The sequence below is a fragment of the Butyricicoccus faecihominis genome (assembly GCF_024462775.1).
Taxonomy (GTDB): Bacteria; Bacillota; Clostridia; order Oscillospirales; family Butyricicoccaceae; genus Agathobaculum; species Agathobaculum faecihominis_A.
In genome coordinates this window covers 23,844-40,869 of record NZ_JANGCE010000002.1, presented here as the reverse complement: position 1 = coordinate 40,869, position 17,026 = coordinate 23,844, and the positions used below count along the sequence as shown (strand labels likewise).

The 17,026-nt window shown below is 51.8% G+C and carries 14 protein-coding genes; all 14 read left to right on the top strand.

Annotation, left to right across the window (positions count from 1 at the left end):
• Positions 1-22: 22 nt before the first annotated feature.
• The 14 genes from iolE to NE562_RS01780 all read left to right on the top strand — a co-directional run bounded on the left by iolE (position 23) and on the right by NE562_RS01780 (position 17,019).
• Positions 23-922 carry a myo-inosose-2 dehydratase gene (iolE, locus tag NE562_RS01845; protein ID WP_280960689.1) on the top strand — a complete coding sequence of 300 codons (900 nt, stop codon included), beginning with the start codon at positions 23-25 and terminating at the stop codon, positions 920-922.
• A gap of 34 nt (positions 923-956) precedes the next feature.
• Positions 957-1,760 carry a 5-deoxy-glucuronate isomerase gene (locus NE562_RS01840; RefSeq protein WP_280960688.1) on the top strand — a complete coding sequence of 268 codons (804 nt, stop codon included), beginning with the start codon at positions 957-959 and terminating at the stop codon, positions 1,758-1,760.
• An 83-nt stretch (positions 1,761-1,843) separates the two neighbouring features.
• Positions 1,844-2,614 carry a 5-deoxy-glucuronate isomerase gene (locus NE562_RS01835; protein ID WP_280960687.1) on the top strand — a complete coding sequence of 257 codons (771 nt, stop codon included), beginning with the start codon at positions 1,844-1,846 and terminating at the stop codon, positions 2,612-2,614.
• A 58-nt stretch (positions 2,615-2,672) separates the two neighbouring features.
• Positions 2,673-3,776 carry a glycerol dehydrogenase gene (locus tag NE562_RS01830; RefSeq protein ID WP_280960686.1) on the top strand — a complete coding sequence of 368 codons (1,104 nt, stop codon included), beginning with the start codon at positions 2,673-2,675 and terminating at the stop codon, positions 3,774-3,776.
• A 345-nt stretch (positions 3,777-4,121) separates the two neighbouring features.
• On the top strand, positions 4,122-5,159 hold the full coding sequence (locus tag NE562_RS01825) for a sugar ABC transporter substrate-binding protein (RefSeq protein ID WP_280960685.1): 1,038 nt from the start codon (positions 4,122-4,124) through the stop codon (positions 5,157-5,159).
• A 110-nt stretch (positions 5,160-5,269) separates the two neighbouring features.
• Positions 5,270-6,775 (top strand): sugar ABC transporter ATP-binding protein, encoded by a 1,506-nt coding sequence (locus NE562_RS01820; RefSeq protein WP_280960684.1) that lies wholly within the window; start codon positions 5,270-5,272, stop codon positions 6,773-6,775.
• Positions 6,768-7,760 (top strand): ABC transporter permease, encoded by a 993-nt coding sequence (locus NE562_RS01815; RefSeq protein ID WP_280960683.1) that lies wholly within the window; start codon positions 6,768-6,770, stop codon positions 7,758-7,760. Before NE562_RS01820 ends, NE562_RS01815 begins: the two co-directional genes overlap by 8 nt.
• A gap of 87 nt (positions 7,761-7,847) precedes the next feature.
• Positions 7,848-8,621, top strand: coding sequence for a DeoR/GlpR family DNA-binding transcription regulator (locus NE562_RS01810; protein ID WP_280960682.1), 774 nt, complete (start codon positions 7,848-7,850; stop codon positions 8,619-8,621).
• Between the two features lie 599 nt (positions 8,622-9,220).
• Entirely contained in the window at positions 9,221-10,135 is a 915-nt protein-coding gene (locus NE562_RS01805) for a glycyl-radical enzyme activating protein (protein ID WP_280960681.1), read from the top strand.
• A gap of 99 nt (positions 10,136-10,234) precedes the next feature.
• Entirely contained in the window at positions 10,235-11,113 is an 879-nt protein-coding gene (locus tag NE562_RS01800) for an AraC family transcriptional regulator (protein ID WP_280960680.1), read from the top strand.
• Positions 11,110-13,428, top strand: a complete 2,319-nt coding sequence (locus NE562_RS01795) for a pyruvate formate lyase family protein (protein ID WP_280960679.1) — start codon at positions 11,110-11,112, stop codon at positions 13,426-13,428. The genes NE562_RS01800 and NE562_RS01795 overlap by 4 nt, the downstream gene beginning before the upstream one ends.
• 65 nt (positions 13,429-13,493) lie before the next feature.
• Complete coding sequence (locus NE562_RS01790; protein WP_280960678.1) at positions 13,494-14,501, top strand: sugar ABC transporter substrate-binding protein; 1,008 nt, start codon at positions 13,494-13,496, stop codon at positions 14,499-14,501.
• Positions 14,502-14,542: 41 nt separating this feature from the next.
• Positions 14,543-16,057, top strand: a complete 1,515-nt coding sequence (locus NE562_RS01785; protein WP_280960677.1) for a sugar ABC transporter ATP-binding protein — start codon at positions 14,543-14,545, stop codon at positions 16,055-16,057.
• The gene (locus NE562_RS01780; protein WP_280960676.1) at positions 16,054-17,019 is read left to right on the top strand and encodes an ABC transporter permease; all 966 of its coding nucleotides are present in this window, start codon (positions 16,054-16,056) and stop codon (positions 17,017-17,019) included. Before NE562_RS01785 ends, NE562_RS01780 begins: the two co-directional genes overlap by 4 nt.
• Positions 17,020-17,026 lie beyond the last annotated feature (7 nt).

Sequence of the window (17,026 nt, the reverse complement as noted above, 5' to 3'; positions counted from 1 at the left end):
ATTTAGAAAAGGAGAAAAGACTATGCTGGATCCGAAAAAAGTACATATCGGCTGCTCGCCGATCTCCTGGATGAGCGACGACGAACCGGAGCTGGCGGGAGACATCACATGGCAGCAGACCGCTTCGGAGATCGCGCTGGGCGGTTACGAGGGGCTGGAGCTGGGCAGCGCGTACCCGACCGATCCCGCCTTGCTCAAATACGAACTCGACCTGCGCGGGCTCAAGCTTGCGAACGCGTGGTTCTCCATGCGCTTCACCCAGCGGCCGATGCAGGAAACGATCGAGCGATTCCAAAAGCACCTCGATTTTATGTCCGCCCTGGGCGCGCCGGTCATCGGCGCGGGCGAATGCGGCGTGACCATTCATTTATCGGGCGACGTGCCGCTCTATCCCGCGCCGCCGCGGCTGACGGACGCGCAGTTTGACGCGCTGGCAAAGGGGCTGAACGAATGCGGCAGGCTGGCGGCGGAAAAGGGAATCCTGTTCGGTATTCATCCGCACATGGGCACCGGCGTGCAAACGGCCGGGGACATTGCACGCGTGATGGACAGCACGGACCCGGCGCTCGTCCATTTGATCCTAGACGCGGGACATACCGCCGCGGCGGGCGAGGATCCGTGCGCGCTGCTGGAAACCTATATCGGCCGTATCCCGCTCGTGCACATCAAGGACGGACGCCGGGCGGTCATGCAGCGCGTGCGGGACGAGAATATGAGCTTTCTCAAGGGTGTGACCGCCGGTATGTTCACCACCCCGGGTGACGGCGACGCGGTCGATTGGGATACGTTCTTCGGCATTCTCGACCGGCATAATTGGGGCGGCTGGGTCGTTGTGGAGGCGGAGCAGGACCCGAGCAAGGCCCACCCGCTGACCTATACGATGAACGCGCGCAAATTCCTGCGCGAAAAGCTGGGATTTTAAACGGCATACGATTGAGAAAGAAGGCTTGCGCTTTATGAAAGTACCCGGTACCAAGCCCTATCATAAGGGCTATAACAGCATAGTAGAAATGGGAAATCCGGACAGATATCCGGAGATGCTGATGGATTTCGGCATTCTGATGATGAACCAAGGCCTTATTTATGAAAACCGTGAGGACAAGGAACGCGCCTACCTGCTAATCGGCGGGGTGGTGGATTTTGAGTGGGAGGGACATTGCGTGCGCGCGGGCCGCGGCATGTGGCGCGACGAGCAGCCGTGGTGCCTGTCCGTGCCAGCGGGCGTGGCCGTTAAGATCACGGGCCGCTCCGACACGGTGCAGATCGCCTGCCACGCAACGGATAACGACTGCATTTTTCCGTCCAAGCTCTATACCCCACAGGATGTGGTGACCAAGGTGCGCGGTAAAAACGTAAACGACGACACGGCTATGCGCGTGTGGCGCACGATCATCGACCGTTCGATCAACCCGGATTCCAACCTTGTTTTAGGCGAGGATGTGCACGCGCCGGGGCGCTGGTCGGGCTATCCGAACCACTACCATCCGCAGCCGGAGATCTATTATTTCAAGTTCTATCCGTCGAATGGTTTCGGCTTGCAGCGTCTGGGAGACGACGCGGTCTATTTGGAGGACGACGAGACCGTTACCATTTATCCAAACGAGGTGCATCCCTGTGTGGGCGCGCCCGGCTATAACCTTTACTACATCTGGTGTATCCGGGACGACAAAGCAAATCCGTACATTCCGCTGTTTGAGATGCAGCACACATGGCTGCCCGGCATCTGGGTGCCGGAGAACGAAAAATATTTGCTTCCTTGAACGCTCTCTTCTTCCTCTTCTTAATTTTCTGCTGGGCCGCCCGCGGCGATGGGACCGCGGGCGGCAAAGGAAGGAGCTGAAAAATGAAAAAAGATGGCGTTACACCGTTCCGGCCGGGCTATAATCCGGTGGCCGGTCCGTCGGTTGGCGACGGTGAGCTGCAAATGGAGTTCGGTTACCTGCTGCTTGCCGGAAAAACATGCTATGAGGACGCGTCGCACGAAGAGCGCGCGTTCCTGCTCGTGCGCGGCGACGTGACGTTCTGCTGGGATGGAAGGCGCGTGCGCGTCAAGCGCGGCTTGTGGCGGGATGACGGCCCCTTTTGCCTGCACGTGCCCGCCGGGGCGGCGGTGCGCATAGAGGGACATGCCGACCATAGCGAGCTGACCGTGCACCAAACAGAAAACGAACGCGCTTTTTCCTCCCGGCTGTTGACGCCCGCGGATGCGAAAAACGTGCGCCGCGGCGCGGACACGCTGGAGGGCAGCACCGAGCGCGTGGTGCGGGATATCATATCGCAGGATAATTGCCCGGCATCCAATCTTGTGCTGGGCGAGGTAATCCTCAAGCCGGGCCGCTGGGGCGGTTATCCGAATCACTACCACCCCCAGCCTGAGGTGTTTTTCTTTCAGTATTATCCGGCAAACGGCTTCGGCATTGCGAATGTGGGAGACAAGGCGTTTGTTACGACTAACAACACGGCGGTCAAGATCACGCCGAACGCGGATCATCCCTGCGTCACAGCGCCGGGCTACTGGCAATACAGCGTATGGTGCATCCGCAACCTGCCGGGCAATCCATATGTGCGGCCAATCTTTAATGAGCGCTTTGCCGCGCTGCAAGCAGGGTGGTAAAAGGCGCCGTGTTACAGAGCGGCTGATCGGACTTTTTGATTGATAAAGGGGAGCGGTTATGGCGAATATAAGCATTTTTCCCGGGAAATATGTGCAGGGCAGAGGCGTGCTCAGCGAGCTGAAGGAGCATTTGGCGGCTTTCGGCAGCCGGTTTCTCGCGGTCGTCAACCCGACGATCGGCGAAGAAACAATAGAGCGGGTCACGGCGGCCCTGCGGCGGAGCCTGTCAGAGGATGAGCTTTTACTGATCGAGGGCGGCGCCGAATGCAGTACGGCGGAAATAGAGCGCGTGGCCGCATTGATCTGCGAAAAGGAATGCGACGCGGTGCTCGGAATCGGCGGCGGCAAAACATTGGACACGGCCAAGGCGGCGGCGCACTTTGCACGGGTGCCGGTAGGTATCGTGCCGACGGCGGCTTCATCAGATGCGCCGTGCTCGGCGCTCGCGGTCATCTACAATGAAAAGGGGCAGCTGGAAAGCCGCCTTCGTCTGCGGCGCAATCCCGATCTGGTCGTGATGGATACGGAGATCATCAGCCGCGCGCCCGCGCGCCTGCTTGCCGCCGGTATCGGCGATGCGTTTGCGACCTATATCGAATCACGGCGGTGCGTGCTGGCAAATGGAGACACGGTCGCGGGCGGCAAGGTATCGCTCACCGCGGGGGGCATGGCGCGGCTCTGCTGGGAAACGCTGCGGCGCGACGCACGGCGGGCCATGCAGGCGGTGCGCGCCGGCGTGTGCACGCAGGCTTTGGAAAACATAGTGGAAGCAAACACGTTGCTTTCCGGCGTGGGGTTTGAAAGCGGCGGCAAAAGCGCCGCGCATGCCATCCACGACGGCCTGACCTGGCACCCGACCTGCCACTGCATGCATGGTGAAAAAGTAGCCTTCGGCACGCTGGCCGAGTTGGTACTGGAAAACGTAGACGAGACCGAACTGTGGGAAGCGTTCGCGTTTTTAGACGACATCGGCCTGCCGATCACGCTGGAGGATATGGGGATCGCACAGGCCGTGTCTGCTGAAATGCGCATGGTGGCCGAAAAGGCGACCGCGCCGGGCGAAAGTATTTTTAACACAAACTTGACCGTCACCGCGGACGCGGTGTATGATGCGATCCTGTTGGCCGACGCACTGGGGCACGCCTACCGGAAACGCGTTTAACAAGTGGACGGTTTCACAACACACGAAGAAGGGCATGTTGCAAATTTTCCGCAACGCGCCCTTCTTTTTTGAGAGATTGACCGCGCCAATAGGATAAGGGCGGGCGGCATTCTCTTAAAATCAACAAGAAAATACAAATAGATAAAGTTTATCGTTAAAAACATGATGGAACTGCGCAAGATTTTCCTTTCGGAATCGTCAATATACGCCTATAATCGTATCAAGAAAGAAATATAACGCAGAGAAACGATAAAGAACAGCAACAAACGGCAAAGAATACGTGGCAAAAGAAAGGAAAGTCTTTCTTTTAAATAACTTCGTCACTATGGAAAGGAGAAAATGAGGATGAAACGGAAACTGGCAATGTTTATGGCGCTTATGATGATGGGGCTTTCGGTGGGCTGCTCGAACGGAGATACGGGCACAGACAAGACGGCGCAGCCCGACGCCGCCGCGAACACCGGCACAGCGGCGCCGGATACCGCGCAGAAAGCCGATGGCGATTATAAGCTATGCGTGATCCTAAAAACGCTGGCGACCGAGTACTGGGGCTACATAGGCGCCGGCGCAAAGCAGGCGGGCATCGATCTGGGGATCGATGTGGAGGTGATCGGCGCAGTGTCCGAAATCGCGTATGACGAGCAGATGAACATGATCGAGACCAAAATCAGCTCGGGCGAGTTTGACGGGTTTGTGATCGCGCCGTTACAGGCGGATACCGTCGCTACCCGTATCGCGGATATCACGGTGCCGGTCGTGGCGGTCGATACCAACATTGATTCCGATAAGTGCCTGTCCTTCGTCGGTACGGGCAACGAGGCGGCGGGCGAGGTAGGCGGCAAGGCGGCGGCTGAGGCCTGCGACGAGCTCGGTATCGAGAAGACCGCGGTCTGCATCATGGGCGTGCAGGGCGATACCACAACGGAGACACGGCTGGCCGGTTATAAAAAGGGCTTTGAGGGCGCGGGCGGCAAGGTGATCGAGGTACAGTACTGCGATTCCGCGCCGGACAAGGCCGCGACCATCATGGAATCCATTTCCCAGAATTACCCGGACGGCGTGGGCGCGGTCCTCGTCAGCGGCGATGATTACGCGATTGCTGCGGCGCGCGCGGTCAAGGGAAATCCGGCTTATGAAAAGACTGTTTTTGTCGGCTTTGACGGCATCACCTCCGCGTGCGAGGCGATCTTGGACGGCCGCGAAACGCTGTCCGTCGCACAGGACGGCTTCGGCATGGGCTACAAATCCGTGGAAGCCTGCCTGAAGGCGGCAAAAGGCGAGACCATTCCCACATTCATCGACACCGGCGCTTCGATCGTCAATAAAGAAAACGCGCAGGAGCGCTACGACCTGCTTGAAAGCTACACCGCAATGCTGAAATAAGAACGGACAAGAGCGTTTCTTGCCCGTGCGCAAGGCGGCCCCGCATAAATATTTTTATGCGGGGCGCCGCTTTTCAACCGGCCCGATCGGAGCATGGAGGAGACCGCAAAATGAGTGAATATGTATTGGAACTGGAACACATGACAAAGAGCTTCCCCGGTGTGGTCGCGCTGCGCGATATGTCGCTCCGGATCAGGCCCGGCGAGGTGCACGGCCTGATTGGGGAGAACGGCGCGGGAAAGTCCACGCTTATCAAAGCGCTGACCGGCGTGCACCGCGCGGATGAGGGAAGGATTTTGATTGACGGAAAAGCGTGCAAATTTGCCGATCCCAACCAATCCAAAGCGGCGGGCATCGCCTGCGTATATCAGGAGCTGAATATCGTTAAGCTGCTGAGCGTGACCGACAACATTTTCATCAACAATCAAATAAAAAACAAGCTGGGTCTGCTCGATTACGGTGCGATGCGTAAAAAGGCTGGCGAGATCATGCACTTTTTAGGGCAGGATCTGGATGTGACCAAGCCTGCCGGATCGTTCGGCATGGGCGTGCAGCAGATGATCGAGATCGCTAAGGCGGTACTGATAGACGCCAAGCTTATCATTATGGATGAACCGACCTCGTCTCTCGGTGAAAAAGAGGTCGCTCAGCTCATGCAGACCGTGAACGACCTGAAAAAACGCGGCATCGCCATTCTATTCGTATCACATAAGCTGGAGGAGCTGTTTGAAATTTGCGACCGCGTGACCGTTATGCGCGACGGCGAGCACATCGCGACCAAGGACATCGGCGAATGGGATAACGATTCGCTGATCACCGCGATGGTCGGCCGCACGCTGGATAATATGTATCCCAAGGCGACGGCGGAACGGGGCGGCGTTGCGCTGAAGGCCGAGCACTTAACCGCGTACGGCGTTTTGCATGACGTTTCGTTTGAAGCGCATTATGGAGAAATACTCGGCTTCGCGGGTCTGGTGGGCGCGGGACGGACCGAGACCATGCGCGCTGTTTTCGGCGCGGATCCGCTGGATGAGGGCAAGGTATTCATTGGCGGAGCGCCCGTGCATATCAGGAGCCCGCAGCAGGCAATCCGTCACCGCATCGGCTTCTTGACGGAGGACCGGAAAGGGCAGGGGCTTGTTTTGGCCCAGCCGGTCCGCACCAATCTAATTTTGGCGAATTTAAAGGGCTTTTGCAAGGGCCTGTTTCTCAATCATACACAGATCGAACAGCGCACAAAAGACAATGTGAGCGCGCTGCGCATCAAAACGCCGGGAACGGATACGATCGTGGGCCAGCTTTCCGGCGGCAACCAGCAAAAGGTGGTCATTGGCAAATGGATCAATTCGGACGCTGATATATACATTTTTGATGAACCGACGCGCGGCATTGACGTTGGCGCAAAGGTAGAGGTCTACCACGTGATGAACGATTTGGTCAAGGCGGGCAAGTGCGTCATCATGGTATCATCCGAGATGCCTGAGATATTGGGCATGAGCGACCGTGTGATCGTTATGCGGGAGGGGCGCATCATGGCCACGGTACCGCGGGGCAGCGCACATTTTAATCAGGAATCTCTGATGAAAGCCGCTTGGGGAGGGAACTTAGATGAGTAACGAACAGACCAAAAAGAATCTGAAAAAGATATTGTCCAAACTCAGCACCTTGATCGCGCTCGTCCTTTTGTGCGTCATTTTGGCGATCGCCACGCCGAACTTTTTAAAGCTTACCAACCTGATGGCGGTTTTGAAGCAGGCGACGAGTAACGCGCTTTTATGCGTCGGCATGCTGCTGTGCCTGATCACGGCCGGTATCGATCTGTCGGTTGGCGCGAATGCGATCACAGTCGGCTGTTTGATGGGGATGATGAAAAATCATGGCGTGACCAGTCCGCTTGTCCTGATCGCCGTGGCCATTCTCACCGGCACGCTGATCGGTTGGATCAACGGCACTATGCTCACCCGGCTGCACCTGCCCCATCCCTTCGTTTCCACCATGGGCATGAAGAGCGTATTATGTGGCGTCGCGCTTATGCTGGTCGATTCCAAAATGGTGTCCGACTTTCCTGACGGCGTCACTTGGCTGGGTTCGGCCACGATAGGCGGCGTATTTCCGGTCGGCTTTCTTGTGGTCATTGTCATTTACGCCGCCATGCATGTTTTCTTGACGCGCACGGCGCTCGGCCGTTCGATCTACTGCGTGGGCGGCAATCCGGAGGCGGCGCGCATGTCGGGTATCAACTCGGCAAACGTGCTCACCTTTTGTTATACGCTGTCGGGATTCATGTGCGCGCTGGCCGGTATCGTGCTGGTCGGACGAACCGGTATCGCCAACGGTACCAACGCACAGCAGCCGTACGACACCGATGCGATCGCCTCCTGCATCATCGGCGGCGCGTCGTTCCTCGGCGGCAAGGGCACCATGGTGGGCACCATGATCGGCGCGCTGATCATTGCGATCATCCGAAACGGCCTGACGCTGCTTGGCGCGCAGTCGGACGCACAGTTTATCGTGATCGGCCTTGTCATTATCATTGCGGTGCTGATCGATGTGATCCGCGGATCAATGGAGGCGCGCGCCCGGCGGTTGGCGGCCAGATAGATTGTCAGTAAGATACAGATAACCATAACAGCGCCGTATCCTGCCGGTCAGGCTGGCGCTGATCAGATCGTAAAGGCGGGGATTCGTATGATATTACCGGCAGAGCGCAGGCAAAAAATAGTGGGTCTGGTCAGAGAACGGCACGGCGTCACCTGCGTGGAGCTGTGCCAGCACTTCGGCGTGTCCCCCGGAACGGTCCGCAAGGATCTTGAAACTTTAGAGGGGCAGGGGTGGCTCAAGCGCACCTATGGCGGCGCGGTCCTGTCTGATACCGCCGGTGAAAAAACGGTGCGCGTCGGTGAGCGCGAGGTCATCAACGGCAAGGTCAAGGAACGCATCGGCGCCGCTGCCGCCGGTCTGGTCGCCGACGGGGAAACGATTTTCATAGACGGTTCCTCTACTTCGCTTTTTGTGGCCAAGTATTTAAAGGGGCGGCAGGATCTGACCGTTATCACGAACGCCGAGCGGGTGGTGATGGAGCTATGCGACGAAGAGGGCGTTCGCGTCATTTGCACAGGGGGCGCGCTGCGTAAAAATAACCTCTCCTACGTGGGTGAAACAGCGGAAACACTGATCCGCACCGGCTTCTATGCGGATAAGACCTTTTTTTCCTGCTGCGGCATCTCCCAAAAATTCGGCGTATTCGACGCGATCGAATCCGAAGCCAATATTAAAAAGGCAATGTTTGCCTCGTCTAAGCAGACGGTGTTGCTCTGCGACAGCTCAAAATTTGAAAAGCTTGGCTTCCCGAAGCTGGCTGATTTCGATGCGGTGCAGACGATCGTCACCGACCACCAGCCGGACGAGAAATGGATGCGGCTGTTGGAAAAGTATAAGATCAAGGTATTCATAGCAGAGTGACAAAAGCAGCCGACCGTTTGGCTGCAATAACATTCTTGTAGTACTTGTCATGGCCACCCGTTTTACGGGTGGCCATGACTTTGCTTTTTTAGGGCTTGTTCCCACGGTTGGGGGCATGACAAATGCCGTAATTTTATGTAGAAACACGACCGGTATGGGCTATGTCTAAAGCCCCTCGTTAATTAAAATTACAGGTTTACCGAGCACATTAAATAAGCATAGGCGGACACAAAGGGGCACCTAGAATTGGTGATTAAGACTTCATCGAAATAGCGCCCGTAAGACGATACAAAAAGCTAATATTGTATAACAACTTGTTAATATGAAGATATAAGCATTGGACTTTTAATAGTAATATGGAATAAAGAGAAGGTAGTTAAATAATAAAATTTATAATTTTGATCACTTGTATATAAAGATATCGGAGCATAAATATGCGGCATTTTGTAACGTTCTGAGAGAAACGTGCAGAACATTTCCGATTATTTGCGGTAAATGTATCTGAATCATATAGCCCCGAACTGGTACGATATTATGATTTGAGAAATGCGTTTAAGCGTTTATAGGAGTAGTTTGTCTTGCGAGGAGAGTGTGTAAGTATGAGAGAGCAGGTGCTGATTACAGATATTCAGCGGTTTTCTGTTCATGACGGGCCGGGAATCAGAACCGTAATATTCTTTAAAGGCTGTCCACTTCAGTGTATTTGGTGTCAAAATCCCGAAACACAGTCTTTTGAACCGGACCTCTCCGTCAATACCGCACAGTGTATTGGCTGCGGATATTGTGTGAAAATTTGCAAAGCCGGTGCGATAAAGCTGGAAAAAGGTAATCTCAGCCTCGATCGAACAAAATGTACCAAGTGTTTTCAATGTGTGAAAGTATGTTGTACAGGCGCAAGAAAGCAAATTGGCCAATGGATGACAGCGAAAGATATCCTATCCGCAGTAATGAGAGACAAAGTTTACTATAAGAATTCTAATGGAGGAGTCACGTTGAGCGGGGGAGAGCCTACTGCGCAAGGTCGATTTATATTAGATCTGTTACTTTATTTACGCAGACAGGGAATTCATACAGCAATGGAAACCTGTGGATATTGTGAGGAAAATCAGTTTGTTAAAATTTTGGAAGCGACAGATTTGTTGCTGTTCGATCTCAAGCTGATTGATCGGCAGTCGCATCGTTACTATACGGGCAAAGATAACAGCTTAATTAAAAAAAACCTACTCACCGCAGCTGAGATGGGTAAGCATATTATCATACGAGTACCTCTCATCCAAGGTGTGAACGATGGAAATGAGAATTTACAGGATATGGCGAGGTTGGCTAGATATGCAGAAATTCATGAGATTCAGTTACTGCCTTTTCACCAGATGGGCAAAGAAAAATGGAACCATATGGATATGGACTACCAATGCCAGAACTGGTATCCGCCTGATGAAAAAACGATTGAGCACGCAAAAAGGTATTTAGAGGAGTTGGGGTTTCAGATAAGTATAGGAGGATCTGGAAAATAGAATACAAATTACCGTTTCTTATAGCTGCTGCTTCTTAGTATAATAGTATTAACTTGGTTTGTAAAACGACAAACTGATGAAGGCAAGGAGGAGACGGTCGTGAAGATTCTGGAGGAAGTTTGCTCACTGGGGACAAAAAAGCTGCCTGTAAAAATCCACATTCAGATTTATGATGAACACCGTGTCACCTTACCGCATTGGCATAAATTTTTAGAAATTCTTTGTATTGACGAGGGACAAGCAACGCTTACGGTAAACCAAACATCTCTGCAGGCGAAACAGGGTGACATACTGGTTTTCAATGCATATGACGTTCATGAACTTGTGGGAATTGCCAAGGTTTTGGTTGCACAATTTCATGTTTCTTTGGTGACAGAATATGGCGTAGATTTGTTAAAGGTCTGCTCTGTGCCAGATAAAATGAAGCTGCTGCCGAGAAGCTGTGATCATACGAAAAGAATCCACAATAATATGAAGCGGATGTTTGAAAACTCAACACAGCAAGCGCCGGGATATGAGTTGGACAGTTTAGGGACGATCTTTCAAATTATCTCTTCCATTATATTTGAATTTTCTGGTATTATCGCAGATGATCAAATGGTTGACAATCATCAGGAAGACCTTCAGCGAATCGAAATCTTACTGCGCTATGTTGAAATGAATTATCCCAATAAGATATCCTTGCAGGACGCTGCCGAGATTTTAAATCTATCGCCTAATTACTTTTGCCGATTTTTTAAAAGGGTCATGGGAAAATCGTTTTTTGAATATTTAAATATATATCGCTGTATGAAGGCGAATGAATTGATTTATACGACGAATAAATCGATTACGGAGATTGCGCTATCGGTAGGCTTTAGTACGATTAATTACTTTAATAAAGTATACAAAAAATTTCAAAACAGCTCTCCCTCCAAGAATAGAAAGCGACTTCCGGTGACAGATAACAATACAAGAGAAAGGAACGGAGACAGATGAAACGCATTGAGAAAATCAAGCAACGAATGTTCGATGTGGAATTTCAAAAAAAGAAAACTTGGTGGGGAGAAGACGAATCCATACTTACAGATGACACTGTGTTGTCGGAACCGCTGGTGGTACGAAAAGCTTTGGCTATCGAATACACGATGCGGAACATGCCAATCGAAATCAAGCAGGATGAATTGGTGGTTGGGATATGCACCATGTCGTCAGTGGGTATGGGACAAACCTTTGTGGACTACGCCACACCTGAGGAAAAGGCGGAAGCTGCTCAATCCTGCTATACCATTAAATCCGTCTGGGGGCATCACCCGCCGAATTTTGATAAGCTGCTTAGGCTTGGCCTGCGGGGTATTCGGGAGGAGGTAACGAACAGAGAGCGAAAAGAGTTGAACCTAGACCGACCGGATACAGACAAACTAAACCTGTTTCGTGCTATGCTGATCAGCTTAAATGCCGTTTCTTGTCTGGCGCAGCGGTATGCGCAGTTGGCCCTGAAGGAGGCACAACAAGCTGATGACCGGATCAGGCGTGAGGAATTGATTGAGATCGCAGATATCTGTGGCCGCGTTCCGGAAAACCCGGCTCAGACCTTCCATGAAGCACTACAAAGCATGTGGCTTACATACATGGCGTTTCAAAGTACGCTGGAGTGGTTGCCGGTTGCCCGCGCTGATCAATATCTGTATCCTTTTTTTAAACACGATAGGGAGCAAGGCAGATTGTCTGCCGAGCGAGCCGAGGAGCTTGTTACGAGCTGGCTGGCAAAGTTCAGCGAAAAAGTACAGGTCAATTCAGATGATTGGGAAGATCATTTAAAACCTGAGGATTTACGCGAAGGCTGTGATCCCGAAGACGTGACAGCCATTTTTCTGAGAGACAATTTTGAAGACTATAACTACGGCAGTTCATCCAACCATTTCCTGATGAATATGATCATCGGCGGTCAAACGCCTGATGGGGAGGATGCGAGCAACGAACTGACCGAGCTGATTCTCGAATGTTGGGCCTATTTAGAGGTGATTTCACCGGTTCTGTCGGTTCGATTGCACAAAAATACGCCACAGACACTGCTCGACCGATGTGCTGCTATCCTCCGCTGCGGCTCGGGTGAGCCCGCGCTGTATAATGATGATTTTTTCATCCCGGCGCTGGTAGAGGCCGGAGTACCTCTTCGGGAGGCGCGCGACTATTCCAACGATGGCTGCTGGGAGGTACTGATACCGGGCAAATCAAATTTTTCCTATGTGTTTATTGAGGTTCTGCAGATGCTTGAATATGCGCTGTTTCGTGGCAGGAGCTTGGTACGGGGACATCAGGAAGGAATAGATACTGGTGATTTGAAATGCTTTGCATCCTTTGAGGAATTTTATAGTGCCTTTTTACAACAGCTTGCCAATCAAGTGGAACGCACGATCCGGAATAAGATGAAACATCACCGCAGGCGATGGAAGATAGCACCGTCTCCGCTGCTCGCTACAATGATGGATGATTGCATTGAAAAGGGATTGGATGTATCCAATGGCGGCGCACGCTATGATATTTTCGCTGTATGCATGACCGGCCTTTCAAATTGCGCGGATTCGCTCGCGGCTATTAAGATGGCGGTATTCGACCAACACTGGCTTACGCTAGAACAACTTGCCGGTGCTCTGGAGCATAATTTTAAGGGACAAGAGTCGCTGCGGCAAGCGCTGCTTATGAAAATACCTAAATTCGGTAACGACGAAGCGTTTTGCGATGATATTGCCGCACGGTTGCTTGGGGATTTTACAGCTGTTACTCGTCAAAAAGCGAATGAGATTGGAAACGACGGACTGATGATTACATTTGGAATCGCCACTTACGAAAACTACGCGCGCTTTGGAAGAAATATCGGCGCTTCAGCTGATGGGCGACTGTATCGGGAGCCCATCGGGAGCAATTATTCTCCTTCTTTGGGGATGGATATGCGAGGTCCCACAGCAGCGATCAATTCGGTGACCCATGCAAATCTGCTCCCTTATAGCACGGGAGCACCGCTGGATCTTTATCTAAACGCTAATGAAGTGCAGGGAGAGGAAGGAATCCATAGAGTTACGGGACTGATTCGCTCTTTTATGGAGCTGGGCGGAACAATTCTGACAATTACTGGAGTCAGCGAGGATCTGCTGCGTGATGCGCAGGAACACCCTGAAAAGCATAGGAGTATGCGCGTTAGAATGGGAGGTTTTTCTGCGTATTTCGTAGAGCTGTCTCCCAATATTCAAAATACGATTATCAAGCGTGCCAAAATGGATGGATTAGGAAATGAGGTGATAAACCAGCAGTAAAACGACACAGTACGGTATTGCGCAAGTTTAAGAAGAATGCAAAGTGTGAATGAGGAGGTAAGGTTATGAAAAAGAATCGACTGTTGGGACTGCTCGCGCTGATGACGGCGACTTCTATGCTACTGGGAGGATGCGCTGTGAAGGTTCCGGGTCAGGAGACAAATGATTCCCCCTCGGCTGCGGAATCAGATACGCCGGATAAAAGCAATGAAAAAATTAGAGTAGGTGTTTCTGTGGCGGATCAGGCCAATGTGTACTGGGCCGCATGGCTGGGCGCTATTGAAGATTATGCCGAGGAGCATGATCTTGAACTTCTGGTACATGATGCTACCGGCAGTGCGGAAAAACAGGTCGCAGCCATTGAGAACTGGGTACATATGGGCGTTGATGCCATGATTATCTCCCCACTTGATCCAACGGCCTGCAGCGTGGTCTGCAATCAGGCCATAGAGAAGGGGATCAAGGTGCTATGCAACAACTATGAGCTGGAAAATTACGATTTCTGGATGTACATTCCTCAGTATGATATCGGTTACCTGCAAGGAAAAACAACAGCGGAGTGGATAAAGGCCCATTATGGTGATGAAAAAATTCAAGTGGTCGGCACGAACTATGATGTACTACCCTCTGTTGTAGACCGAACCAAAGGCTATATGGAGGCACTTGCCGAATTCGCACCCAATGCCGAATTTGTAAGAACTGCAACCTCCACAGACGCTACGACCGGTCTGGAAGCTGCTGAAAATTTTCTGCAGGCATATCCTGATTTAAAGGTATTTATCGGCCATAATGACGGTTCCTGTTTGGGTGCGTTGGAGGCGTTTATTGCAGCAGGTAAGACGGACCCGGACAAATATCTGCTAGCTGGTGTTGATGGCATGCAGGAGGCGCTAGAACTGATCGACAGTGGAGATAGCATCTTCCAAATTACGGTTGATCAAGCACCGATTCCAATGGGCAGAACCTTGATTGAGACGGCGGAAAAATTGGTCAATGGTGAAACGGTAGAAAAAGTTCTAGCCTATGAAACTACAGCGATTACGAAAGAGAATGTAAAGGATTTCTTATCCTAAATACGCACCGCGCCGCGGACACTGACATGGAGGGAAAAGCGATGAACGGAAACCGCACCATTCTGGAGTTAAAGCATATCCGCAAGGAATTTCCTGGCGTCATCGCCTTGGACGATATCTCTCTGCAATTCGAGCAGGGAGAAGTCCACGCGCTGGTCGGTGAAAACGGCGCGGGGAAATCCACGCTTATCAAAGTGTTATCGGGTGCACATGCGCCGACTTCAGGTGAGGTATGCCTCGAGGGAAAAACGTATCACAAACTAACCCCTCAATTATCACAAAGTTTAGGCTTTGGCGTTATCTATCAGGAGTTTACGTTGGTTCCCTATCTTGCAGTCTATGAGAATATCTTTTTGGGAAGTGAGCTGCATCATGGCATTGTGATCGATAAACGTGCGATGATTCAAAAGGCAAGGGAACTGCTTGATATGCTGGGGGTATCCATTGATCCGGAGATGTCAGTGAAGGAACTGTCGGTCGCCAGTATGCAGCTGGTCGAAATAGCGAAGGCGGTGCGCCAGAATGTACGCTTTTTGATTATGGATGAGCCCACTGCGCCACTGGTACAGGATGAGGTGGAAGTGCTTCTCGCATTAGTAAAGCGCCTGAAAGAACGGGGTGTGACAATTATCTATATCTCGCACCGTCTGGAGGAGGTGTTCCGCATTTCCGACCGTGTCACGGTGCTACGAGATGGCACGCACGTGGCAACACGACAAACTTCAGAGATTGACCGTCGCCAACTAATTTCACTGATGGTGGGGCGTGATCTGTCGGATCAGTTTCCTGCACATAGCGCCAATCCGGCCGCTGCGGTACTACAAATTAGAAAATTACGAACCGCATATTTGCAGGATATTGACTTGGAGGTTCGCAGCGGAGAGATTCTGGGTATAGCGGGGTTGATTGGTGCCGGCAGAACCGAATTAGCACGCGCTGTATTTGGCGCAGATCCCATCATATCCGGGCAGTTGCTTTTGAATGGCAAGGAAATATATATCCGCTCGCCCAAAGATGCCATACAAAACGGTATTGCATTGGTAACGGAGGATCGCAAACAGCAAGGGTTGGTGTTGGGGCAGAGTATTCGTGAAAATGTCACGTTGGCGTGTCTTAAAATGATTTGCAGCTGCAAAAACGTGGTAATACGTGATAAAGCGGAGCGAAAAGTTGTAGACGAATATATCGAAAAATTATCCATTAAGACGCCCGGACCGGAACAGTTGGTGCGTAACCTGTCGGGCGGGAACCAGCAAAAGGTGGTATTAGCCAAATGGCTGGCCACAGAGCCGAAGGTACTGATTCTGGATGAGCCCACTCGTGGAATCGACGTAGGAGCCAAGCAGGAAATCTATAAACTGATGAACCGATTGTTGGAGAGTGGTATCGCACTGGTCATGATTTCATCAGAGATGCCCGAGCTTTTGGGAATGTCGGACCGCATTGTGGTAATGCATGAAGGCAGCCTTACCGGAGAGTTCCTAAGGGGCGAGGCGACGCAGGACAAAATACTGGAATGCGCATCACGTGACGCAAAACAGGAGGGAAGCATATGAAAAAGAAACAATTTGCATCCGCTCACGATTTTTTGATTTGGGTGGTGCTTCTGGGGCTGATGTTGATGTTCAGTCTGTTGTCGCCTGCGTTTTTTAAGGTAGAAAACCTATTGAACATTGGTAAGCAGGTAGCAGTCTATGGAATAATGGCGGTAGGCATGACTTTTGTCATTTTGACAGGTGGAATAGACATATCGGTCGGTTCGTTACTGGGGCTAGTCAGTGTATTGGCCGCAAACTTCATTGTCAAAGTGGGCATGCCGCCATTATTTGCAGTGCTTATAGCAGTGCTGATCGGCACAATTTCAGGTGTATTCGCCGGTATTTTTGTTGTCAAACTGCAAATGCCGCCTATGGTGGGCACTCTGGCGCTTATGACGATTGACCGAGGCATTGCTTATATCATTTCGAACGGATTGCCAATCTATGGTTTGCCAGACAGTTTTCGTGTTTGGGGACAGGGATATATCGGAATTGTTCCAGTACCGCTTATCATTATGTCCGTCATCTTTGTGATCGGCGGATTCGTTCTCAATAAGACCAGATACGGCCGCTATATCTACGCTGCAGGCGGTAATGAGGAAGCAACACGTTTAGCCGGCGTCAATACGGACTGGATTAAAATGTCGACTTACATCGTCAGCGGTTTTCTTGCGTCGATAGCAGCCGTGGTCATGCTCTCCCGTATGAACTCTGGACAGCCGACTACAGGCATGCAGGGAGAAATGGATGTCATCACTGCAGTATTTCTGGGCGGCGTTAGTGTGACCGGCGGGGAGGGCAAGTTGTCCGGTGTACTTGCTGGTGCGTTCATTATGGGCGTTCTATCAAACGGTATGATCATTCTAGGTATCAGTGAATTTTATCAAATGGTCATTAAGGGTGTGGTTTTGGTCGTTGCCGTCGCTATTGATAAACTGGGCAAGAGACGTAGAACCGGTGTACGCGCGGTTAAATCTTGAGGAGGTC